The sequence below is a fragment of the Vibrio sp. M60_M70 genome, from assembly GCF_037162085.1.
In the GTDB taxonomy this organism is placed as follows: Bacteria; Pseudomonadota; Gammaproteobacteria; order Enterobacterales; family Vibrionaceae; genus Vibrio; species Vibrio diabolicus.
This window is the reverse complement of record NZ_JARLUL010000001.1, coordinates 3,131,408-3,155,656: the sequence shown is the minus strand read 5'-3', so window position 1 is coordinate 3,155,656 and position 24,249 is coordinate 3,131,408. Positions and strand designations below refer to the sequence as shown.

The window sequence follows — 24,249 nt, the reverse complement described above, 5'->3', positions numbered from 1 at the left end:
CTCTCTAAGTCTGACAAATTTCCTACCGGAAGCCAGACGACTTTGGTCTAAATCACGATGATTTCGCTTTAAGATGGCCAATGTCGCAAAGTTAGTATTCCATCGAGGAAACGATAAGTTGCCTATTCTTCCCTTTTTATAATACGCATAGCGATCCATAATTCCCGGTTCGAACGTTGATGTTCCCGTTTTAGGATATTAGTAATGTTGAAACCTTCTCCGTATGGCTGGATTTCCCAGTACTTTCTCGGATTCTTCTTTGCGTATGGCGTATATCTGCCATTTTGGTCACTTTGGTTTAAGGAGCAAGGTGTCTCTTCGACCGACATCGGTTTGCTAGTTGGGTTGGGTCTTGCGACACGTTGTGTCGCCAATATCGTGATCACCCCACGAGTGCACAAAGTTGAACACCTTATGCCTGCTTTACGTTGGTTGAGTTTCGCTGCCCTCCTTTTTGTTGGATTTCACTTTTTTACAGGTGGCAGTTTTTGGTTAATGGCGTTAGCGACGGTGCTATTTAACCTCTGTTGTGGACCGATTGTTCCATTATCGGATGCGATGGCAAACTACTACGCTCGTCTGAAAATGCTCGACTACGGCCGTACGCGCTTATGGGGCTCGATCGCCTTTATCGCGGGTTCGACGGCCGTGGGTTATCTGGTGGCTGAATTTGGCTCTGATATGATCTTGTACACGGCGATGGCCGGGGTATTAGTTTCGTTGCTATTTTCAATGCGTATGACTAACCCGATGCCCGTTACGCTTGGTGGGCAAAGCGCGGAGCGTCCAAAACTGAGTGCTCTTTTGACAGACAAGCCGATACTTAAATTCTTAGTGTTGGTGTCATTAATTCAGGGCAGTCATGCGGCTTACTACGGTTTTAGCGCTATTCACTGGAAAGCCGCAGGTCATTCGGAAGATGTGATTGGCTATCTGTGGAGCTTGGGTGTTGCAGCCGAAGTGGCAGTGTTTGCGCTGAGCAAGCGTTTATTCGTCGGTTGGTCAATGCGCGCGTTATTTGTTGTTGCTGCCGTTGGTGTGATGATGCGTTGGGGCATTACGGCATCGACAACGTCGATTGTTGCTTTGGTGATTGTTCAATTATTGCATGGCGTGACATTCGCAACGGCACACATTGCTGCGATTCAATATATCCAAAACTCGGAAGAGAATAAGATAGTGGCGCTGCAAGCATTGTATAACGCGATTCCGCTAGGCGCATTCATCGCACTGATGACCGTGTTGAGCGGTTGGGGTTATGAGCACTGGGGACCACTTGTGTTCTGGGGCATGGCCGCGATGGGTTTATTGGCATTGTTCATCAAGCTCGAACCACAAGAGCCACATCATGTGGTCGATGTATCAGACAAGTCACTGGAAACACAGAATTAGACTTCTGTGACAAAGGTTAAAAACTAAGCTTTGTCTCCGTTGTGAAAGCAGTGTTAAATGAAACCTCTCCCTAATGGAGAGGTTTTTTTATTCTCTTGCTTTAAAACGGCAAGAAAGGCAAGAAAGGCAAGAAAGGATATCGGATGCAAGGATGGCTGGTGGTTCCCGTTTCTTTGGCGTATTTGGGAGCCTTATTTATCATCGCGTGGTACGGCGACATTCAGAAAAGGTGGTTAGCACGCTGGCGGCCGTGGATTTATAGCCTTTCCATTGCGGTGTACTGTACATCGTGGACCTTCTACGGCACGGTCGGGCAGGCCAGCAGTAACCCTTGGTCTTTCTTGCCCATCTATATTGCCCCCATTTTAGTGTTTACCATCGGATGGCGCGTTTTAGCTCGGCTTATTTTGATTGCTAAACGGGAACACATCACGTCGATTGCTGATTTTATCGGAGCTCGTTACGGCAAATCTCAAGGTTTGGCCGTAGTTGTTACACTCATTGCAGTTGCGGGAATTTTGCCGTACATCGCTTTGCAGTTGCGTGGTATCACCATGGGGCTAGAAATCATTGCCCCAGAACTGGCTACCGATTTTGGTTATCAAAACGATAGCGTGTCGTGGTTTGTCGTGGTCGCACTGGCAATTTTTACCATGCTATTTGGTACCCGGCACATTGATAACACGGAACACCATCGTGGGATGATGATGGCGATTGCCTTCGAATCGATTATCAAACTGTTGGCGTTTTTAGTAGTCGGTGTATTCATTGTTTGGTTGGCGATGAGCACCGAGAATTTGAGCTTAGTTGATGTTGCCGCACAGACGTATCAGTCACCAAACATCCCGACCATATTGATTCATACCGTACTCACGGTGCTGGCGATTGTTTGTCTTCCACGACAATTCCATACGATGGTAGTGGAAAATGAACGCGCGCAAGATTTGCATGTTGCTCGTTGGTTGTTTCCCATTTATCTGATCTTGATGGGGATTTTTGTTTTACCTATTGCGTGGGTAGGGCAAGGTTTGTTGAGTGGTGCTTCGCCTGATACTTATGTAATCAGTGTGCCGATGTCGGTAGGGGCGAGTGAAATCGCTTTGCTTGCATTTTTAGGTGGCACTTCGGCGGCCAGTGGCATGGTTATCGTGTCGACGATTGCCTTAGCGATCATGGTATCGAACGACTTGGTTATGCCACTACTATTGCGTCGCATGCGATTGACGCAGCGTAACCATCATCACTTCTCTGAATTATTACTGCGGATCCGCCGTGGTCTGATTTTAGTCCTACTAATTGGCGCTTGGGGTTTTTATCAAGCGTTAGATACCATTCACTCACTCTCAGCGATCGGCTTTCTCTCATTTGCGGCGATCACGCAATTCGCGCCTGCGCTGGTGGGCGGTATGTACTGGCGTCAAGGGAATAAGAAGGGTGTGTATGTTGGCTTGGCGGTAGGCTTTACCATTTGGCTGATTACGTTAATGAGCCAAACGGACATGCTTGCCGGGAATGCCAGTAACAACTTTTTGATTTGGTTGATCACCCCACCAGAGGTATTGGCTGGCTTTGACATTGCGATTTCAGATTGGGGGATGATCCTCAGCGTGGTCGCCAATGCAGTGTGTTTTGTCGTGGTTTCTATGACTACACGACCAAGCCTAAGTGAGCGCTTACAATCGGCATCATTCGTTGGTACGCCACTGCCTGAAAGCGAAAACATGAGCCTATACCAGAGTCGTGTTACGGTTGCGGAACTAGAAATGCTAGCGTCTAGGTTTGTTGGGCGAACGCGAGTAAAAGCGGCTTTTCAAGCGTATTGGAGCCAGCAACGAGAAGAGCTAATGCCGAATCAGCAAGCGCCATCTTCTCTGATTCGACATACCGAACGTGTATTAGCCGGGGTATTCGGTGCTTCTTCTGCTAAGTTAGTACTTACTTCTGCCCTGCAGGGAAGAAACATGCAGCTTGAAGAGGTGGCGACTATCGTCGATGAAGCCTCTGAACTGTACGATTTTAGCCGAGGCCTACTTCAAGGGGCGATTGAACATATCGGGCAAGGTATTGCGGTGGTCGATAAGCAATTACGCTTGGTGGCTTGGAACCAACGCTACTTAGAACTCTTTGAGTTTCCGCTAGGCTTGATCCAAGTTGGGCGACCGATTGCGGATGTGATTCGGCACAATGCAGAGCAAGGTTTATGTGGCCCAGGCGATCCTGATGACCACGTTCGTCGCCGTGTGTATCACCTTGAGCAAGGGACTCGGCACACCTCTTCTCGGGTCCGTCCCGATGGTCGCGTGATTGAGGTGCAAGGTAACCCAATGCCAGGAGGTGGCTTTGTGATGAGCTTTACCGACATCACCGTATTCCGTGATGCAGAGCAAGCACTGAAAGACGCCAACGAGACATTGGAAGAAAGGGTACGTCTGCGGACTCGAGAATTAGAACAACTTAACAAGCAGCTGGTGGCAGCGACGCAGCGCTCGGATTTGGAATCGAAGTCCAAATCACGATTCTTGGCGGCAGTAAGCCATGACTTGATGCAGCCACTCAACGCTGCGCGCCTGTTCGCTTCTTCATTGTCGGAAGTCGCCAAAGACAGCGAAGCTAAAAAGCTGTCGGCTCACATTGAGAGTGCTTTAGAGGCGGCCGAAGACCTGATAGGAGATTTGCTGGATATTTCGCGCTTGGAGTCGGGCAAGCTGGAAGTCAATGTGCACGGTTTTGCGTTAAACGATGTGTTGTCTAATTTGAATGCGGAGTTCAGCGCATTAGCCAAGCAACAAGGTATAGCATTCACCATGATTCCATCCTCACTCATGGTGAAATCGGATCCCAAACTGCTGCGCCGTGTGGTGCAAAACTTCCTGACCAATGCCTTTCGTTATAACCCGAATGGCAAAGTGGCGCTCGGTGTTCGCCGGGTAAAAGGGCGAGTGCGTATTGATGTGTGGGACAACGGTGTAGGTATTGAAGAAGAGAAGCAGCAAGAGATCTTTGAAGAGTTTAATCGCGGAACTCAAGTTCGTTCCGACCAAGGTCTCGGGCTTGGTTTGGCGATTTCCAAGGGAATTGCTCAAGTGCTCGGGCATGAAATTTCGATGCGTTCTTGGGTTGGTAAAGGCAGTGTCTTTTCTATCACGCTTGATAAAGCCGATCATGTGCAGCCGCACCCAGTTCAAGTCACGACAAGTAACCAGTCTGAACTTGGTCATCTAAGAATTCTATGTGTGGATAATGAGCCCGATATTTTAGTCGGTATGGAAAACTTACTGTCTCGATGGGGCTGCGATACGCGAGTGGCGACCGATTTGGTCGAAAGTCTACAAGCTCTCGAGGATGGTTGGACTCCGGACGTGATTTTTCCGATTACCGACTTGATGATGGTCGTACTGGCTTGGAAGTGCTACAGCAATGTCGCTTGAGGCTAGGCAGCTGCTTTGAAGGTGTCATCATCAGCGCGGATCGCACCGATGATATGCTTGATGGCATCAAGGCAAATGGGTTCAGCTTTATTGCGAAGCCAGTTAAGCCGCTTAAATTGCGTTCGGTGCTCAACCGCGTCGCATAGATTTAGAGTGTTTTAGCGTTGCTATAAAAGAGACCTCCGAATGGAGGTCTCTGTGTTTGTAATCTTATTTTGGTTTGTAGGCTGAGTTTGCCGCTTATTCCGCAACACCACCTTGGGTGAGTTTTGCGGGATTAAGCAATCGTTCTAGCGTGGCTCTATCTAAATCGGTTTCTTCTTCTGCGACATCAATAATCGCACGACCCTGCTTATAGGCTTTCTTCGCGATTTCTGCCGCTTTCAGGTAGCCAATGACCGGGTTGAGGGCCGTGACCAAAATTGGGTTTTTGGCGAGCGCTACATCCAAGTTATCTTGACGAACTTCGAATGTTGCAATGGCCTTATCGGATAAAGCGGTTGCGCTGTTAGCGAGCAACTCGATGCTCTCCAATATATTATGAGCAATGACAGGTAGCATGACGTTTAGTTGGAAGTTACCAGCTTGGCCCGCGACGGTAATAGTGGTGTCATTACCAATGACTTGCGCTGAGGCCATAGCTGCGGCTTCTGGGATCACAGGGTTTACTTTGCCAGGCATGATGGAAGAACCCGGTTGCAAGCCTTGTAATTCAATCTCACCTAAACCAGCCAATGGGCCTGAATTCATCCAACGAAGATCGTTTGCGATCTTCATGATCGCAACTGCTGCTGTTTTGAGCTGTCCCGACAGAGCGACGATCGCATCTTGACTGCTTAAATTGAAAAAGAAGTTATCACTGGCCGTGAACTGAATACGAGTTGACTGGGTTAGGTTGCTAGCGAATAAGTCTGCAAAGCGTGGATCGGCATTGATCCCCGTGCCAACCGCTGTACCACCTTGGGCTAAGGCTTTTACCGCAGGAAGTGCTTGTTCAATCGCTTGTTTTACGTGCTCGATTTGGAACTGCCAACCGCCAAGCTCTTGAGCAAAGGTAATTGGCATCGCGTCCATTAAGTGGGTGCGACCGGTTTTTACAACATCTTTCAATGCTTGTTGCTTAGACTCTAGTGTTTGGATGAGGTGTGACAGGGCCGGGAAGAGCTGTGTTTCAATGGCTAATGCTGCGCTAACTTGAATGGCCGTTGGCACCACATCGTTACTGCTTTGTCCCATGTTGACGTGATCATTAGGACTGACGGTACCGCCTAGATGCTGGGAGGCCAGTGTTGCAATCACTTCATTCGTATTCATATTTGAGCTGGTGCCTGATCCGGTTTGAAATACGTCAATTGGAAATTGCTCAATATGATTGCCCTCGATAATCGCCTGAGCTGCGTCAGCAATCGCATTAGCGATATCACCTTCAAGCAGCCCCAATTGTGCGTTGGTGAGTGCCGCAGTCTGCTTGATGTGTGCCAACGCTTGGATGAAGCCAGATGGCATCTTATGTTGACTGAATGAGAAGTTATCGACGGCGCGCTGAGTTTGGGCTTGGTAGAGTGCATCTGCTGGGACTTTCACTTCGCCCATACTGTCAGTTTCTATGCGGAATTCGGTGCTCATGGTAGGGATCCTTTTGGTTAATCGAGTGAGATTTGAATCAGGCGTAATTGTTGTTGTAATGCGAGAAATTTCACGTCGCCTTGTTCAAACTGATAGTAATAGCGTTTGAGACAGAATAATGGCGTATGGATAGAATCGAGACAGACACGACGGAAGATGCGACTGCGAGTGGAGTCTTGAATTGCGTCTAGTAGATGGAAATAAACCTGACGCAAAAACAGCTCACACAACAATAGATTTTCTTCATCGGCACCGTGTTCATAGCAGGAAGACAACACCATTCCCCAATGAATATAGTCATGAATTACGTCTGGCTCAAAGCCGTGTGGTGCGGCGAGAAGGAATCTATCTTGTGCTTTAAAAAATGCGTTAAAGATGTCCCGTTTGTTGTCCATAACCACCTCTCATTTAATGTAATGATAATTATTATCAATTGAGTGGTGGGTTGGCAACCCTTTTTAGAGTAAGAGGTTGTTGAAGAAAGACTTACGGAAACAAAAGCCGACGTAAAAGCGTCGGCAGAGAGGGAATTATTTAGTCCTGAGGTGACAATGAGGTATCGACGTTTTGGATATCGGTGTCTTTATCTGTGGCCATTACTCTGTAAATAAGGTTTCGTACTTCACAAACGCGGTTTGTGTTTCGCCGTAATAAAGTGTGCCTCCAGATTGAATGACGACTCTTAACCAACTTTCTGCGGATGCTGGTCTTGGTAAGGTAATGTACCAACTTTTTCCAGCCTGATCGGCGGGCTTCATATCAATCGGCTGAGCATTTTTCTCTTCGTCATTAACGATCGAAACTTTGACCCCTTCGAGTGGATAGGCGGCATTGAGTGACAATTCTAAGCCATTTTTCGTGAGCTGTTCTGAGCGAAACTTCACTTTAAAGTCGCCATTTTCCATGTCACACAGTCCACTGGTGTAACGACAGTTAGACTTACTCGCGAGTTTGTAAGTTTCCCCTTCTTGTGCCGCGTGGGGTTTCTCGCTGAGTGCCATATCGGTGCCGAAGTAGGCGATCAAAGAAAGAATCGGCGCAATAAGCAGAGCGAGAATAAAGTGCTTGTTTTTGAACATAAAATACTAATTCCATCAATTATCTGTTCATTTTAACTGGCTAAAATCACTAATAACTTCGTTAATGATTTTGAAGGTAGAGCAACTAGCTTGCTGCAATCTTTGCCCTGTTCTAAACGATTGTTTCTGCGTTCCCCGAACATATAATCAATGCCATTCGTGTGCTTCCTTGCTACGGCTCAGGGAATCTAATTATTAGAATAAGTTAGATGAATAAAAAAGCCCCGAGCGGGGCTTTTGTGGCTTGCGTTATATTTTAGTGATCCACGGCATCGCCTGCACCAACAGGGACACGAACGTGTTCAACAAGATCTTTAACTTCTTGAGGTGTTTCCGCTGTAACTTTCGATACCGCGAATGCCACGATGAAGTTAAATAGTGCGCCGATAGCACCAAACGCGTTTGGCTCAATACCTAGGAACCAGTTGGTTCCCCAGCTTTCTAGATATTTCCAGTCAGCAACGAATAGGATGCCTTTGTGCTGGAATACGTAGAACAGTGTGATACTGATACCGGCAATCATACCGGCGATTGCGCCTTCTTTATTGATGCCTTTGCTGAAGATACCCATCATCAACGCAGGGAAGATGGATGACGCAGCAAGACCAAAGGCGAGCGCCACCGTACCAGCTGCAAAGCCTGGAGGATTCAATCCGAGATAGCCTGCGGCTGCGATTGCCACCGCCATCGAGATTCGGCTGGCAAGCAGCTCCTTCTTCTCGGATATGTTCGGATTTATAACCCCTTTGATTAAGTCATGGGAAATCGCCGACGAAATAGCAAGCAACAGACCCGCTGCTGTGGATAGTGCTGCAGCGAGACCACCAGCGGCAACGAGTGCAATGACCCAGTTTGGTAGCTTAGCGATTTCTGGGTTTGCTAGTACCATGATGTCACGGTCAACTCGCAATTCATTGGTATCAGGATTTGAGGTGTACTCGATCAGGCCATCGCCATTCTTATCATCAAAGCCTAATAGACCTGTTGTTTCCCAGTTTTTGAACCAATCAGGGCGCTCATCATACGCAAGGTGTTGGCCCGGAGCTGGGTTGACGGTATCCATTAGGTTTAGACGAGCCATTGCTGATACTGCTGGCGCCGTTGTGTATAGAATCGCGATGAACACAAGTGCCCAGCCTGCAGAAGTACGCGCATCACGCACCTTAGGTACTGTAAAGAAACGGATGATAACGTGTGGTAGACCCGCAGTACCGATCATCAATGACATGGTGTAAACGAACATGTTTAGTGTGCTACCGCGAACCTGCGTAGTGTACTCACTAAAGCCGAGTTCGGTCACCACTTGGTCGAGCCTATCGAGCAGATAAACATCGGTGCCTTGAATGGTACTCCCGAGGCCAATCTGAGGTAGCGGGTTACCTGTAAGTTGCAGAGAGATAAAGATTGCAGGGATAGTGTAAGCAAGAATGAGTACGCAATATTGAGCAATCTGCGTGTATGTGATGCCTTTCATGCCGCCAAGTACTGCGTACATGAATACGATACACATACCAATCAGTAGGCCTGTTGAGTAATCAACTTCTAGGAAGCGACCGAAGGCAACGCCAACGCCTTTCATCTGGCCGATAACATAAGTGACCGATGCGATGATAAGACAGATAACCGCCACGATACGTGCTGTGTTCGAGTAAAAGCGTTCACCAACAAACTCTGGCACCGTAAACTTACCAAACTTACGTAGATAAGGGGCGAGTAACAGTGCAAGCAGTACGTAACCGCCCGTCCAACCCATTAGGAATACGGAGCCGCCGTAACCCATAAAGGCAATCAGACCCGCCATTGAGATGAACGATGCCGCCGACATCCAGTCAGCTGCGGTTGCCATACCGTTAGCGATTGGGTTGACCCCGCCACCAGCGACATAGAACTCTTTGGTTGACCCCGCACGCGCCCAGATCGCAATACCGATGTAGAGGACGAAGGTTGCACCAACAACCAAGTAGGTAATAGTTTTCAAATCCATCTGAGTTACTCCTTACTCATCTACGCCGAATTCACGGTCGATTTGGCGCATCTTCCATGCGTAATAGAAAATAATACCTAGGAAGGTGTAGATGGAGCCTTGCTGAGCAAACCAGAAACCAAGTTTGTATCCACCTAATTGAAATTGATTAAGTACGTCGACAAATAAAATGCCGCAGCCGAAAGACACTACGAACCAGATGACCATAAGGCCAATCATGAGCTTCACGTTTTTGTCCCAATAGGCTTTGGCTCTTTCTTCGCTTTCAAATGCCATTGCCGTCTCCTTACGATTGGTATTGTTGTTAAAAAAATGTTTCAACATGTACATTAGCAAGGTGTTGGCAAGAACTCTTTTCAACTTTAGTCGGGGTATAAAAAATAAAAAACTCCCGTGATATGGTCGCTTAGAGAAAAGTTAGGGTTATTTATTAATGTTAAAAAGCTGTTAAATTAGCCAAAGGTCTAAGGAGAGAAATGATAAAAAGCACGAATAAGAGACGTGATTAATTTTTTCTTCATTGATTTTAGCGATCCTTAACAGAAACATTCTGCGTTCTTCTTTTTATCAATCAGCGAAAAAATTGGCGTGAAAAATTCACAAGTAATTTATTTACATAAAGTTTTCGTACCAAATCACCGTTTTAGCGCACAATAAAGTAATATAACTGAGTCATTCTCGTACAACCTCGCGCTTTGGGACGGTTTAAGGAGGAGGCAGATTAAGGTATTAACTTATTAACGAAGTCGCCTTAGCTCATCACAAGCATATCGTTTTTTATTAAGGGAGGGTGAGAATGGACGCAGACACCATTAATAGTTTTTTTCTTATAGGTGCGTTGTTAATCGCACTTAGCGTTCTTTTAAGCCCAGTTTCCTCTAAGTTGGGAATCCCAATTCTTTTGGTATTTTTAGCCGTTGGAATGCTGGCGGGGGAAGACGGTTTAGGCGGTATTTTATTTGATAATTTTTCGATCGCTTACTTGGTCAGTAACCTCGCATTAGCCATCATTTTGCTCGATGGTGGTATGAGAACACGGGTTGCCAGCTTTAGGGTGGCGTTATGGCCTTCGGTGTCTTTAGCAACGTTTGGGGTTGCGATCACCACTATTTTGACCGGGCTGATGGCAACGTGGTTATTCGACTTAGACTTGCTGCAAGGTATATTAGTTGGTGCGATTGTCGGCTCCACAGATGCTGCCGCGGTTTTTTCTCTACTCAAAGGTCGTAGTCTTAACGAACGTGTTGGCTCAACGCTGGAAATTGAATCCGGCACCAATGATCCTATGGCGGTGTTTCTGACTGTTACTCTGATTGCTATTTTAGCGAACCCAGATGCAGATTTGAGTGTGGGCTTTTTGGCGCTCAGTTTTCTTAAGCAGTTTGGTATTGGCGCTTTACTCGGTTTTGCTGGTGGCTGGATTTTGTGGAAGGTCATCAATCGTAATCAACTGCCGGATGGCTTATATTCGATTTTAACCGTCAGTGGTGGCTTGCTGATTTTCGCTTTATCTAATGCATTAGGTGGCAGCGGTATTCTGTCAATTTATCTGGTTGGTTTACTGTTAGGTAATCGTCCAACACGTAGCCGCCATTCCATTCTTCATGTTCTAGATGGCATGACGTGGCTAGCTCAAATCGGTATGTTCCTCGTGCTTGGTTTATTGGTTACGCCTTCCAACTTACTCTCGATTGCGTTGCCTGGTTTGGCGTTGGCCTTTGGGATGATTTTATTTGCCCGTCCAATCTCGGTTTGGATCGGTTTACTGCCATTCAAGAGTTTCACACCACGTGAAAAGTGGTTTGTTTCTTGGGTGGGCTTGCGCGGTGCTGTCCCAATCATTCTCGCGGTATTTCCAATGATGGCAGGATTGCCAGATGCGCAGTTGTACTTCAATTTGGCGTTTTTCGTGGTAATGGTCTCTTTGATTGTACAAGGTGGCACATTGACTAAAGCGATGTCTCTGGCGAAGGTAGAGCTACCTTCTAAACCTGAGCCAATTTCACGCACAGGTGTGGAGATTTACCCAACTAGTGAGTGGGAACTGTTTATCTATAAGCTTAAAGCGGATAAATGGTGTATTGGTGAACCATTGCGTAGTCTTTCGATGCCGGATGGAACGCGCATCGCCGCAGTATTTCGCAATAAAGCGTTATTGCATCCGTCAGGTAGTACGCGCCTCGAAGAAGACGATACCTTGTGTGTGTTGGCGCAAGAAAAGGATTTGGATGCCCTGAGCTTGCTATTTAGTGAAGCGCCTGAGAAAGCGTCATTGGCACGATTCTTTGGTGATTTCTTCCTAGATATTGAAGTGAACCTTGCCGATATTGCGATGATGTATGGCCTGAACTTGGGCGATGAATCACTCGATAAAAGCTTAAGAAACCTTGTAGAAGAACAACTGGGGACTACACCAGTGTTAGGGGACCAATTCGAGTGGCAAGGCTTGCAATGGATCATTGCCGATGTCGTTGACCAACAAGTCACCAAAGTAGGTATCCGTTTGCCAAGCGAGCAAAGCCTGCTCGCTGACGAGGAGTGAACCTAGTCGTTCATCTCCGTTAGCATGATGACGGCTTGTGTGCGGTTTTTTACACCGAGCTTGCGGAAAATCGCCGTCATATGCGCTTTGATGGTGGCTTCTGAAACATTCAATTCGTAGGCGATTTGTTTGTTCAGTAAGCCATCTGACAACATCCCCAACACCTTATATTGCTGTGGCGTTAGCGCGGCAATCTTCTCCGCTAAGTCATTACATGCCGCGTTATTGGTGATCAGCCCTTCAGGAAAATACGGGTCGCCATTGAGCACTTGATTGAGCGCATTCACCAATTCGCGCATATCGCTCGATTTCGGAATAAAACCAAACGCACCATGGCTTTTCACTTGTGTCACGATCGCTGGCTCTTCACTAGCCGAGACGACGACAATTGGTAAGTCTGGGTGTTCTGCTCGCAAGTGAATCAAGCCAGACATACCATTTGCTCCTGGCATTTTGAGATCCAATAGAACCAAATCTGGCTCTTCTTCTCGCTCTAACAAAGCCAGTAGTGCGTCGAGTGAGTCCGCTTCCAGCAAATTTGCCCCACTGATTGCCATGTGGATAGATTGAAACAAGGCATTACGGAAGAGTGGGTGATCATCTGCAATGATGATGGTGTAGGTCGAATCCATGACGTTAAACACTTTTGACTATTTCGTTAAATTTATTATTGTCCAGCTTTGAGAAAGTGGACAATATTTATTCGCTAAAAGTCTGAACCAAATCGACTTTTATTAGGAAAATTGCATATAAGCGCAATTTTCTCATTCAAATCTGGGTAATAAAAAACGCCAGTGGTCATCACTGGCGTTTGAATATCTGGTGATCAGAATTGTTGGATGTGCTCTAAGAAAGGCTCGGCTTGCATAAAACCAGTTAAACGCGCGTTTGAAACGTGTTTGCCGTTCGCATCCCAGAACTCGATGGTTGGCAAGCCAAGCACGTTCATGTGTTTGAGTAACTCAATATCTTGCACTTGGTTCTTGGTTACATCAGCTTGCAGAAGAACAAAGTCTTTTAGCTTGGCTTCGACGCTTGGATCATGGAAGGTGTACTTCTCAAACTCTTTACACGCCACACACCAATCGGCGTAGAAGTCGAGCATCACAGGTTTGCCAGCTGCTTTGGCTAGCGCTAGTTGTTCTTCCAACTCTGCAACATTGGCAATGCGTGTAAAGCTTACGGAAGTTTGTTGAGCTTGCGTTGCGTTATTACCAAACCAGTAATTTAATACTGGCTGTGCTGACGCGAGCAAACCCAATACGGCGATGATGCCAACGGCGCTTTGTTTCCAGCCACCAAACTCCAAGCTGTTTTTCACATGATACAGCCAACCAAAGGCAGCGATGCCCAGTGTTGACCACAGAATTGTTGACCACATTTCTGGCATGATGCGTTCCAACAAGAAGATAGGCGCAGCAAGCAGAATAAAGCCGAACAGCGTTTTCACGCGGTCCATCCAACCGCCGGCTTTTGGTAGCAACTTGTTGCCAAATACCGCCACAAGGATCAACGGAATCCCCATGCCCATCGCCAGCGCGTAAAGGGCGACCCCACCAGTGAGTAAGTCGCCACTTTGTGCGACGTAAAGCAGCGCACCAGAGAGTGGGGCGGTAGTACACGGAGAGCAAACCAAGCCAGATATTGCCCCCATAGCAAACACGCCAGCACTGCTACCACCTTGCTGCTTGTTACTTAAGTTATTCAGCCACGTTTGCACGCTGCTTGGTAACTGCAATGAGTACAGACCAAACATCGACATAGCTAATGCGATGAACAGTACACTCAAACCAATCAGCACATACGGATGTTGCATTGCCGCTTGGAACTGCATACCCGCAGACGCCACTACAAGGCCGAGCAGCGTGTAAGTCAGCGCCATGCCTTGTACGTAAACAAATGACAAACCAAGCGCACGACGTTGGCTCAGTTTGCCGCTACCAAGCACGATGCTGGTCAAAATTGGGTACATCGGCAGCACACAAGGGGTAAATGCTAGACCCACACCAAGCGCCAAGAACAGAAGTGGCGTCCACCAGTTATCAGCAAGGTTGGCTGCAAGGGTATCTTGCTGTGTTACTGGCGCTGATGATGTGTCACCAGACGTAGATGATTGCGCCGCTGGTGGCGTTGCTTTTGGTGCAGTTGTCGCCGCTGTTGAATCTGAGTTCGACGAAGTAAACGCGCTGATTGGAATCTCACGTGTTTCTGGTGGGTAGCAGAAGCCCGCTTTCGCACAGCCTTGATATTGTACAATGACACGTGCGCCCTCTTGCCAATTACTCAGTGGGATATTGACAAATAATGGTGTGGTATAGATATGCACATCACCAAAGAATTCATCTTTATGTGGCGTGCCGTTTTCCATTTGCAGTTCGCCCAGTGAGATGTTCTCACCAGACACAGATAAACGCTCTTGATACAGGTAATAACCATCGCGTACCTGCCAATCGAGCATCAATTTGTCGTCTTGCTGGTAGAAATTAAACGGAAATGCCTGATCGACCGGAACAAAGCTGTCGCTGCTGCTACCAAAACTGTTGTTCTGGCTATTGGTAAACTGGTCTTTGCCAAATAAGGCCAAAGACGGAGTGGAAAAGGTAATAAGCCCTAAGAGTAAAACGGAAAGTAATGCGCGCATAAAAGAGTCAATTCATCTTAGATAATTGCCGTTAGTGTAACTCAATCAGACCCGGAGGCGAGTCAATAAGTTTCATGAAAATGAAGATTTATTGAGCATAATTCAAGACGACAGGCAATAAAAAAGGGAGCCGAAGCTCCCCGAGTAAGACTCTGTTTCCACTAGATCAGTAGACCACCGAATGCGAAGCCAAGTGCTACCGCAGAAGCGATGGTTACCACACCTGGTACAAAGAATGGGTGGTTGAATACGTACTTACCGATACGAGTTGAACCCGTGTCGTCCATCTCAACCGCCGCAAGTAGCGTTGGGTAAGTTGGCAGTACGAATAGCGCACTTACTGCTGCGAAAGATGCAACTGCGGTAAGTGGTGCCACACCGATTGCTAGTGCTGCTGGCATCAGCGCAACCGTGGTTGCACCTTGCGAGTAAAGCAGCATTGAAGCGAAGAATAGAACAAGTGCTAGCATCCATGGGTAGTCTGCTAGTAGCGCACCAGCCACTTCTTTGATGCCGTCAACGTGCGCGTTAACGAAGGTAGAACCTAGCCATGCCACACCAAGAACACACACACATGCTGTCATACCAGAGCGGAATGTTGCTGCGGCTGGAATTTTGCCAGCGTCGATTTTACAGCTCATTACGATAGCTGCCGCGGCTGCTAGCATTACCGTCATGATAGCTTCGTTACGACCTAGAGCAGGGTTCTCGATAAGGCCAACAGAGCCAGAAATTGCTGCTGCGTAACACACTACGAATGCGATTGCGCCTAGGAAGATGAACGTCGCTTTCTTCGCTGTTGGTAGGATTTCGCGTTTTGCTTCTGTATTTAGCTTGATTAAGCCTTTTTCTAGACGCTCTTGGTATTCAGCATCGTCTTTTAGCTCACAGCCCATGAAGTTCGCAACGAACGCACCGATCATACACGCGATGAACGTCGTTGGGATACAGATTGCCAATAGTGTTAGGTAGTCAACGCCGAATGGATGCAGCATCGCAGCGAACGCCACTACTGCCGCTGAGATTGGTGATGCGGTGATAGCGATTTGCGATGCCACTACTGCGATAGACAGTGGACGAGAAGGACGCACGCCTTGGCCTTTCGCGACTTCTGCAATTACTGGCAAAGTAGAGAATGCCGTGTGGCCGGTACCAGCCATCAGCGTCATTAGGTAAGTTACGATAGGCGCATAAAAGGTGATGCGCTCAGGGTGCTTGCGCAAAAAGTTTTCAGCAACTTGCACCATCCAGTCTAAACCACCTGCCACTTGCATTGCTGCGATAGCCGTGATGACCGACATGATGATCAAAATTACGTCAACTGGGATGTAAGCTTGGCTTGTTGGCACACCTAAGATCAAAGACAACGCAATGACCCCAGCACCACCAGCAAAACCAATGCCGATACCGCCGATTCTAGCCCCCAAATAAATGAAGAGCAGAACCACGAAGAGTTCGACCATGACCATATTGATACCTCTTTAGTTTTTTATTGATTCTGATTTTTTGAACACTCAGGAACAGGAGTAAATGCTCAGAGAATTAGAACCCAGTGGCCTAATGGCAATAAAAGCATATAAAAAATGTGGTTAACCGTATGAGAGCCTAAAAAAGGGGCCTGAGTGGCCCCCTTCGAATTAGTTATTACTCGTAGCGTTTCGCTTTGTAAGTTGGATGCATGAAGTTTTCTACTGACAAGATTTCATCAAGCTCTTCTGCGGTTAGCAGGCCGCGCTCTAGCACAACTTCGCGAACACTCTTACCGGTTTCCGCACAAATCTTACCTACGATGTCACCTTCGTGGTGGCCGATGTATGGGTTTAGATAAGTGACGATACCGATTGAGTTGTAAACGTAGTTTTCACAAGTCTCTTTATTGACTGTGATGCCGTCGATACATTTATCACGTAGGTTCACACATGCATTGTGTAGTAGAGAGATAGACTCAAACATGCTTTGTGCGATAACTGGTTCCATTACGTTTAGCTGTAGTTGACCGCCTTCTGCTGCGAAAGAAACCGTGTTGTCGTTACCTAGAACTTTAAAGCAAACTTGGTTTACTACTTCTGGGATAACTGGGTTTACTTTTGCTGGCATGATTGAAGAACCTGCTTGCATTTCAGGTAGGTTCAATTCATTTAGACCTGCGCGAGGGCCAGAAGAAAGTAGACGAAGGTCGTTACAGATCTTCGATAGTTTCACCGCTAGACGTTTTAGTGCACTGTGCGTCATTACGTATGCACCACAGTCAGAAGTCGCTTCGATAAGGTCTTCTGCCGCAACAACGTCAAGACCTGTTACTTCCGCTAGATGTTTTACTGCAAGCGCTTGGTAGCCAGTCGGTGTATTTAGACCTGTACCGATTGCGGTTGCGCCTAGGTTGATTTCTAGGAGTAGTTTAGAGGTGTAATCTAGAGCACGAATCTCTTCGTTTAGTGTTACTGCCCAAGCGTGGAACTCTTGACCTACAGTCATCGGTACCGCGTCTTGTAGCTGAGTACGACCCATTTTCAGTACATCTTTAAACTCAATTGCTTTAAGTTCGAATGCGCCTTTTAGGTACTCAATTGCTTCCATTAGTTTGTGTACGCTGTTGTAAACCGCGATACGGAAACCTGTTGGGTACGCACAGTTGGTTGATTGGCTCTTGTTTACGTGGTCATTTGGGTTAACAAATTCGTATTGACCTTTCTCTTTACCCATTAGCTCAAGCGCAACGTTTGCGATCACTTCGTTTGTGTTCATGTTCACGGAAGTGCCCGCACCACCTTGGAATACGTCTGATGGGAACTGATCCATGCACTTGCCAGTTTCTAGGATCAAATCACACGCTTCGATGATGTAGTTTGCAACGTCTTTTGGAATCGCACCAAGTTCTTTGTTTGCCAACGCCGCTGCTTTTTTGGTCATTACCATACCGCGTACAAATTCTGGTACGTCAGAGATGGTCATATTAGAGATGTTGAAGTTCTCGATCGCACGTAGCGTATGAATACCGTAGTACGCATCTGCAGGGACATGACGTTGACCTAATAGATCTTCTTCAATACGAGTGGCTGGGTTTGCTGTTTTTGGAGCATCAGATAGGGTAGCCATAGCAGGATCCTTAGATGATAATTCTGATAATAAAGTTATTTATTAGCCATTTCTGCAATCTAGAATCCATTCATCAGAATTTTTGGCTGGAAAATCCGTCCTGACTTATGTGGCACATGATACTGCACCTAGCGCATAAAAATAGTAACTAGATCACCTTTTTCGTTTTTCATGAGTCAATAATTTGCAAAGTATGAACGGGTTATTAATAACCCTTTATGGGTACTCGATTTTCCTCGACAAACATGGGTTTTTAGAGTTCGAAATTAGCACTTTAAAAGCACGAAAAAATCGGTATGCAATTGAATGAAACACTCCACTACCGCTTTTTCTGAGTAGGAAGAGACCAGTATGAACACGCTTTTTTACAACGATTCGTTTGAGCTTAGTCCGCTTTTACCATTACACTGAATTAAACAAAGGAGGGCGTGTGTTTCCTATCTTATTATTGGCGTTTATTTTTGTCCCGATCATTGAAATCGGCTTATTTATTCAGGTGGGCGGCTTTTTAGGTTTGTGGCCGACTATCGCATTAGTATTAATCACGGCATTTGTCGGTGCATCGTTGGTGCGCAGCCAAGGCATCCAAACTTTGATGTCGGTGCAGGGGCGTCTGGAACAAGGTGAAATTCCAGCCCAGCAAATTTTTGAAGGCGTAATGCTAGCGGTGGCTGGCGTGCTGCTGTTAACACCGGGCTTTATGACCGATGCTCTTGGTATGCTGGTGTTGCTTCCTGCGCCACGCGCCGAGATTGCCAAATACTTGATGAGTAAAATGGTGGTGAAAACCATGCATGGTGGTGGCTTCCAAGGTGGTTTCTCTAACCAAGGGCCATTTGAGCAAGACCCGTTCCGCCGTGACCCATTTAATTCCCAGTCAGACGATGGCAATACCTTTGAAGGGGAATACGAGCGTAAAGACGATGATGATCGCAACAAGCTCAACTGATTGAGTCAGAGAGTAAAGAAAACAAAAGGGCGCACTAAGCGCCCTTTTTTGTGTTTGGAATTCGTGGTGCTTACAACGCGCCTTCAAACCCCATTTGACGCCATGCTTCAAAAGCAATGATCGCAACGGCGTTCGAAAGGTTTAGGCTGCGCGCATCTGGCATCATTGGAATGCGGATACGCTGCTCCATTGGCAAGCTATCGATGATTTCAGCAGGCAAGCCACGAGTTTCTGGACCAAACATCAATACGTCACCTGCTTGGTATTGTGCATCAACGTGGTGACCTGTGGTTTTGGTGGTGCAGGCAAACAATCGGTAGTTACCTTGTTTCTCTTTCTCTAAATATTCTAAGAATGCTTGATAGTTCTTATGACGCGTTACGCGAGCTAAATCATGGTAATCCAAACCAGCGCGGCGGACTTTCTTCTCTTCAAGATCGAAACCTAGAGGTTCAATTAAGTGAAGGTTTGCACCGCAGTTGGCACAAAGTCGAATGATGTTGCCGGTGTTCGGCGCGATTTCTGGTTCGTATAAAGCGATATCAAACATGGTATTGAAATAGAGTTGGTCAAATAGAGGGGCAGTATATACCCAAGTCAGCAAGATATGCGAGATTCAGCAAGATTGACCTGGGTATGAAAGCAGGCATTAGCGCGGACGTTAATACCGTAAGTATCGATGCTCTTTATAATAGAGCGTGAGCGTAATTTTCTTCAACCGCTCGCCAGTTGACGACGTTCCACCATGCGTCAATGTATTCTGGACGACGGTTTTGGTAGCTGATGTAATACGCGTGCTCCCACACGTCAAGAGCGAGAATTGGCTCGCCGCGTACATCCACTACGTCCATCAGAGGGTTATCTTGATTGCTGGTGGACGTAATGTGAATCTCACCATCTTTTACGATCAGCCATGCAAAGCCAGACCCAAAGGTATTAATCGCGGCTTGGGCAAACGCTTCTTTAAATTGCGCAAAGCTACCAAATTTATCGTTAATTGCCTGAGCAAGCACGCCTTGAGGTTCACCGCCACCGTTTGGTGACATGCAATTCCAATAGATAATGTGGTTGTAGTAGCCGCCGCCATTATTACGCACTGCAGGGCTGAGCTTGGATATATTGCCAAAAATCTCGTCTAGCGACTGAGTTTCGAGCTCGCTCCCTTCAACGGCACTTACGAACTTATCGAAATAAGTCTTGTGATGTTTGCTGTAATGCACTTCCATGGTTTTCGCGTCGATGTACGGCTCTAGTGAATCGTACGGGTAAGGCAGAGCGGGAAATGTATGTGACATAGTAAATCCTCCTTAATTGGAAAATTTACTTTAATGCTAACGATAATTATTATCAACTTTGATCTTTGTAAGGGTATTCGAAGGTGTTCCCACCCAATTTCTAAAGTGAAGATGAAGCCGTGAATCTCTTACGCTAGAAATAGGGTGTGGCTTACTGTTAGCTCATCGGCTTGAAGTTAACGATTGATAGGTAAGGTGATACTCATGCGCAATCCGCCTAACGGACTTCGACTGGCGACGATCGTTCCACTGTGCTGGCGGATGGCACTTTCGGTAATGGTTAGGCCGAGACCCGTGCCGCCGGAGTGGCGATCGCGGGCAGTCGAAACGCGATAAAACGGGCGAAAAATCGCAGCTAATTCTTCTTCTGGAACGCCCTCGCCATTGTCATCAACCGTGATATGCAGCGTATCATCATCGGCCTTGATGTCGATTTTTACCTCATCTTTCCCGTAATAAATGGCGTTACGAACGATGTTTTCCACCGCACTCATCAGCAGTTTAGGATTGCCGGAGATACTTCGTTTTGGCAGTTCAGAATAGTGTAGGTGCTTGCCCATTTGCTCAGCTTCAAACTGCGCATCTTTAATGATCTCTTCCCACAAACTTTCCAGTGGCTGCGTTTCGCGAGTCATATGGCTGTTCGCCTGCATGCGAGACAGTTCAAGCAATTCGCTGATCATCTGTTCCAAGCGCTGCGCTTCGGTATCGATACGAGTCAGTTCTGGGCTTTCACCCTGCTTACGCGTCGCTAATGCGCTCGCCATGCGTAGGCGAGTTAAAGGTGAGCGCAACTCGTGAGAGATATCGGATAGCAGGCGTTGTTGTCCTGAAATCATCTGATTGACCGCCTCGACCATCTGGTTGAAGCTGCTGCCAGCCTGACGAAACTCTGCCGTGCCTTTTTCTAAATTTGGGTCTGTGACAAATTCGCCTTTCGCGACACGTTGAGCGGCGGCTTCAAGACGGCGCGCTGGCTGACTTAGTGCCCATGCAAGCCATAACAACAGTGGTGTACTAACCAGCATGACCGCGAGCAATAGCTGGAATGGGTGATCAAACAGACGCAAGAGTAGTGGTGGTGGCTCATTCCACTTGAAGCCCACATACATCAAAATATCGGAGCCAGCCAAAGTTATTGGGATTGGACCTGCAATCATGTATCGACCATACAGTTTCTGCTTTGGCTGGTTGTAATCTTCGATACTGGTGACAAAGTTTTGCATGGCACGCAATTGGAAGTTACTGCGTTTTTCTGTCGTAAGAACATTACCGCTGTAGTCAGAAAAAATACGCGTGGACGAGGGTCATGCTTACCGTGGCGGTTACCCTCGATACGAAATAGTATTCGACCTAAATCAGTTTGCTGACGGTATTTTTGTTGGATTGCGTCACGCGTTTCTACCATACGTTTATAGTGCTCTTCTGGAATGTCGCGAGCTTTGCGAGGGTCCAAATGTGGCAGTGATAGCACGGCTATCAACACCAATAACATAGTGAACCAAAAAATGGCAAAGATGCGTCCATACAAGCTATTGATGTTTGGCAGTTTGATGCGTGATAGGCGCATTAATCCTCCTCAAGCAGCATATAGCCACGACCACGCAGGGTTTTGATTCGCGGCTTGCCATTGCTCTGATCTGGTAATTTTTTACGTAAGTTCGAAACATGCATATCGATCGCGCGATCAAAAGCGGCGAGTCGTTTACCAAGCACATCTAGGCTCAATGTTTCTTTAGTTAGCACTTGTCCTGGGTTTTGCACAAAGTGGGTCAACAGAGCAAACTCGGTTGCTGTGAGATCGAGCAACTGTTGATCGCAGTATGCTTCTTGTTTACCTGGGTAAAGACGGAGCTCTTGATACTCAATGCAATCGCTGTTTTTGGTGTTTTTCTGTGTGCTGCTGGTACGGCGTAAGATCGCACGGATACGAGCTAACAGTTCACGGTCACTAAAAGGTTTCGGTAAATAATCATCCGCGCCTAGCTCTAAACCGATCACGCGGTCAATTTCTTCCCCTTTAGCGGTCAGCATCAAGACAGGGGTTTCCCAGTTTTCACGCAAGCGTTTAAGGGTTTCCATGCCATTTAGCTTCGGCATCATGACATCCAACAAAATCAAATCAATCTTATCATTGACCGCAGCTAAGCCTGCTTCGCCATCATTTGCTTCGCTGACGTCAAATCCTTCGAAACTGAGTACTTCTTTTAATAAGCTGGTTAGCTCGATATCGTCATCAATTAAAAGAATGTTTGCCATGGGGGCACCTATAGTAAGTTACCGATAGCTTAATATTACATTGGAATGATGTGCTGCGAAGAGGGTAAAAATCACTCTTTACGATTCTTTACGCTCCCTATACGTCGCTTTACCTAGTGGGTCGTATTCTATACTCAAGCGCTGTGAGAACAGCTCAGAAGAATCACTCACCTGTGTAAGGAATCAAATTATGAAATCTGCAAAAAAACTTGTGTTAGCTGCTGTTGTTCTGCCTCTTACTCTTGGCGCAGCAAGCGCGCTCGCTTACGGTGGTAAAAACCATCATCAAGGCCCGCGTGATGAATGTGGCATGGGAATGGACCGCGGCATTATGCGTGATTTGAATTTGACGGATGCTCAAAAAGATCAGCTTAAGTCTTTCCGTGAAGCAAACCGCGCACAGATGAAAGGCAAATATTCTGAAAATCGCGAAGCCCGTATGGCTGAACGACAAGCACACCACGCAAAAATGCAGTCACTCTTACTAGCGGATAGTTTTGATGAAGCGCAAGCGACCGCATTAGCAAAAGAAATGGTTGAGCGCCAAACTGAGCACCGTGTGCAAATGCTAGAAAGAAAGCACCAAATGCTGAGCGTATTAACGCCAGAACAAAAAGCAGAGTTTGTGAAGTTGCAAAATGAACGCATGCAAGAGTGTGGCGACAGAATGCATAAGCGCATGGGAAAATACCGCAATAATTAAGTCATGAATTGATGTTATACAAAGAGGCAGCCATTGGTTGCCTCTTTTTGATCTGGTTATTTCATGGGCATTCAATATACTCAACGTATGGTTTGAGTTAACTCTTTGATTATGAAACAGCAATATGCACGTTTAGTGACGACCGCAGCTTGGACTGCAACTATTGTGGCGACTCTTCTCTTGATTGTAAAAGTCATCACGTGGTGGGTAACCGGCTCAGTTAGCCTATTGGCATCACTGATCGACTCAATGTTGGATATCGCCGCGTCGGTGGTAAATCTCGTTGTTGTCCGTTATGCCTTACAACCAGCAGACCGCGAACATACGTTTGGGCATGGTAAAGCTGAGTCTCTAGCGGCCTTGGCTCAGGCGATGTTTATTTCGGGGTCGGCGGTATTTTTGATCCTGAACGGGATTGACCGATTTTTCCGTCCACACGCACTGCATGCGCCGGAGCTCGGTGTTTATGTATCGCTGTTTGCGATTGTGGTCACACTTGGCTTGGTGATGTTCCAAAAACATGTGGTACGCGTGACAGGGAGCCAAGCAATCGCGGCGGATTCTCTGCATTATCAGACTGATTTGTATATGAACGCTGCGATCATGGTGGCTCTGGGACTCAGCTACTTTGGCGTGACGCAAGCGGATGCGGTGTTTGCGATTGGCATTGGTGTCTTCATTCTTTACAGCGCCTTCAAAATGGTCAGCGAAGCGATTCAGACGTTATTAGACCGAAAGCTACCGGATTCCGAATTGGAGCAAATCCGTAATGAATGTTTGAATGTGAAAGGGGTTCTTGGGGTTCATCAACTGCGCACCCGTATGTCAGGGCCGACACGCTTTATTCAGTTGCACTTGGAGCTAGACGATAACTTACGTTTAATCGAAGCGCACTATATTGCCGATAAAGTTGAGGAAAACCTTTTAGCTTTGTTTCCTGATGCGGATGTTTTGATCCATCAAGATCCATTGTCTGTCGTTTTTGGGCCAGAGAAAGAGCAAAAAGCGCAAGATTGGTAGGGCTCGAAAAATCAATAAGTGCCTGACGACAAACAGGCACTTATTGACTATCTTTCCATCAATACTTATTAAGATTCGTGATCCTGATGTGAATCAACAAAGTTTCATAGAGAAACTGTAATACTCTTACATAAGTAGAAAAGTTACATAAAAAAGTGCGTTTTCATTGGTAATCCTGTAGAGGAAATGTAACATAACGCACAGTTCTGGATTATGCAGGTTGCTTGGTAACAAG

At 46.7% G+C, this 24,249-nt stretch carries 17 protein-coding genes and 2 pseudogenes; 6 read left to right on the top strand and 13 right to left on the bottom strand.

Features of this window, described 5'->3' with window-relative positions:
• Nucleotides 1-204 precede the first annotated feature (204 nt).
• Complete coding sequence (locus P4S59_RS14735) at nt 205-1,392, top strand: 3-phenylpropionate MFS transporter (protein ID WP_005397849.1); 1,188 nt, start codon at nt 205-207, stop codon at nt 1,390-1,392.
• Between the two features lie 143 nt (nt 1,393-1,535).
• Nucleotides 1,536-4,966 (top strand): annotated as a pseudogene (locus P4S59_RS14730) (hybrid sensor histidine kinase/response regulator).
• Nucleotides 4,967-5,060: 94 nt separating this feature from the next.
• Here P4S59_RS14730 and P4S59_RS14725 read toward each other — a convergent pair.
• The 5 genes from P4S59_RS14725 to P4S59_RS14705 all read right to left on the bottom strand — a co-directional run bounded on the left by P4S59_RS14725 (nt 5,061) and on the right by P4S59_RS14705 (nt 9,785).
• Complete coding sequence (locus P4S59_RS14725; RefSeq protein ID WP_258661883.1) at nt 5,061-6,446, bottom strand: class II fumarate hydratase; 1,386 nt, start codon at nt 6,444-6,446, stop codon at nt 5,061-5,063.
• Between the two features lie 17 nt (nt 6,447-6,463).
• Nucleotides 6,464-6,841 carry a hypothetical protein gene (locus tag P4S59_RS14720; RefSeq protein WP_012841320.1) on the bottom strand — a complete coding sequence of 126 codons (378 nt, stop codon included), beginning with the start codon at nt 6,839-6,841 and terminating at the stop codon, nt 6,464-6,466.
• A gap of 201 nt (nt 6,842-7,042) precedes the next feature.
• Nucleotides 7,043-7,525: a hypothetical protein gene (locus tag P4S59_RS14715; RefSeq protein WP_012841321.1), complete on the bottom strand. Its 483-nt coding sequence runs from the start codon at nt 7,523-7,525 to the stop codon at nt 7,043-7,045.
• 256 nt (nt 7,526-7,781) lie between these two features.
• Nucleotides 7,782-9,509: a sodium:solute symporter family protein gene (locus tag P4S59_RS14710; RefSeq protein ID WP_005397550.1), complete on the bottom strand. Its 1,728-nt coding sequence runs from the start codon at nt 9,507-9,509 to the stop codon at nt 7,782-7,784.
• Between the two features lie 12 nt (nt 9,510-9,521).
• The gene (locus P4S59_RS14705; protein WP_005397548.1) at nt 9,522-9,785 is read right to left on the bottom strand and encodes a DUF4212 domain-containing protein; all 264 of its coding nucleotides are present in this window, start codon (nt 9,783-9,785) and stop codon (nt 9,522-9,524) included.
• Between the two features lie 520 nt (nt 9,786-10,305).
• Between P4S59_RS14705 and P4S59_RS14700 the strand changes: the two genes are divergently transcribed.
• On the top strand, nt 10,306-12,051 hold the full coding sequence (locus tag P4S59_RS14700; RefSeq protein WP_005397543.1) for a potassium/proton antiporter: 1,746 nt from the start codon (nt 10,306-10,308) through the stop codon (nt 12,049-12,051).
• Nucleotides 12,052-12,053: 2 nt separating this feature from the next.
• Here the strand turns inward: P4S59_RS14700 and P4S59_RS14695 are convergent, their stop codons facing one another.
• The 4 genes from P4S59_RS14695 to aspA form a co-directional block, all read right to left on the bottom strand.
• Nucleotides 12,054-12,683, bottom strand: a complete 630-nt coding sequence (locus P4S59_RS14695; protein WP_005397542.1) for a response regulator — start codon at nt 12,681-12,683, stop codon at nt 12,054-12,056.
• Nucleotides 12,684-12,877: 194 nt separating this feature from the next.
• On the bottom strand, nt 12,878-14,692 hold the full coding sequence (locus P4S59_RS14690) for a protein-disulfide reductase DsbD (protein WP_337168575.1): 1,815 nt from the start codon (nt 14,690-14,692) through the stop codon (nt 12,878-12,880).
• Nucleotides 14,693-14,853: 161 nt separating this feature from the next.
• A complete protein-coding gene (locus P4S59_RS14685) occupies nt 14,854-16,161 on the bottom strand; it encodes an anaerobic C4-dicarboxylate transporter (protein ID WP_005382378.1) in 1,308 nt (435 codons plus the stop codon).
• A 175-nt stretch (nt 16,162-16,336) separates the two neighbouring features.
• Nucleotides 16,337-17,788 carry an aspartate ammonia-lyase gene (aspA, locus tag P4S59_RS14680; protein ID WP_005397540.1) on the bottom strand — a complete coding sequence of 484 codons (1,452 nt, stop codon included), beginning with the start codon at nt 17,786-17,788 and terminating at the stop codon, nt 16,337-16,339.
• A 430-nt stretch (nt 17,789-18,218) separates the two neighbouring features.
• Between aspA and P4S59_RS14675 the strand changes: the two genes are divergently transcribed.
• Nucleotides 18,219-18,737: an FxsA family protein gene (locus P4S59_RS14675; RefSeq protein WP_337168574.1), complete on the top strand. Its 519-nt coding sequence runs from the start codon at nt 18,219-18,221 to the stop codon at nt 18,735-18,737.
• Nucleotides 18,738-18,807: 70 nt separating this feature from the next.
• On the opposite strand, the gene trmL is transcribed toward P4S59_RS14675, so the two are convergent.
• From trmL to P4S59_RS14655, 4 genes and pseudogenes are all read right to left on the bottom strand, one after another.
• Complete coding sequence (gene trmL, locus P4S59_RS14670) at nt 18,808-19,287, bottom strand: tRNA (uridine(34)/cytosine(34)/5-carboxymethylaminomethyluridine(34)-2'-O)-methyltransferase TrmL (protein ID WP_005382381.1); 480 nt, start codon at nt 19,285-19,287, stop codon at nt 18,808-18,810.
• 136 nt (nt 19,288-19,423) lie between these two features.
• Nucleotides 19,424-20,032 (bottom strand): superoxide dismutase, encoded by a 609-nt coding sequence (locus P4S59_RS14665; RefSeq protein WP_258680377.1) that lies wholly within the window; start codon nt 20,030-20,032, stop codon nt 19,424-19,426.
• A 176-nt stretch (nt 20,033-20,208) separates the two neighbouring features.
• A pseudogene (cpxA, locus tag P4S59_RS14660) lies at nt 20,209-21,602 on the bottom strand (envelope stress sensor histidine kinase CpxA).
• A complete protein-coding gene (locus P4S59_RS14655) occupies nt 21,602-22,291 on the bottom strand; it encodes a response regulator (protein WP_005397534.1) in 690 nt (229 codons plus the stop codon). Before P4S59_RS14655 ends, cpxA begins: the two are co-directional and overlap by 1 nt.
• Before the next feature lie 190 nt (nt 22,292-22,481).
• Between P4S59_RS14655 and P4S59_RS14650 the strand changes: the two genes are divergently transcribed.
• Nucleotides 22,482-22,994: a CpxP family protein gene (locus tag P4S59_RS14650; RefSeq protein ID WP_337168573.1), complete on the top strand. Its 513-nt coding sequence runs from the start codon at nt 22,482-22,484 to the stop codon at nt 22,992-22,994.
• Between the two features lie 111 nt (nt 22,995-23,105).
• Complete coding sequence (gene fieF, locus P4S59_RS14645; protein ID WP_005397530.1) at nt 23,106-24,014, top strand: CDF family cation-efflux transporter FieF; 909 nt, start codon at nt 23,106-23,108, stop codon at nt 24,012-24,014.
• The last annotated feature ends 235 nt before the right edge of the window (nt 24,015-24,249 follow it).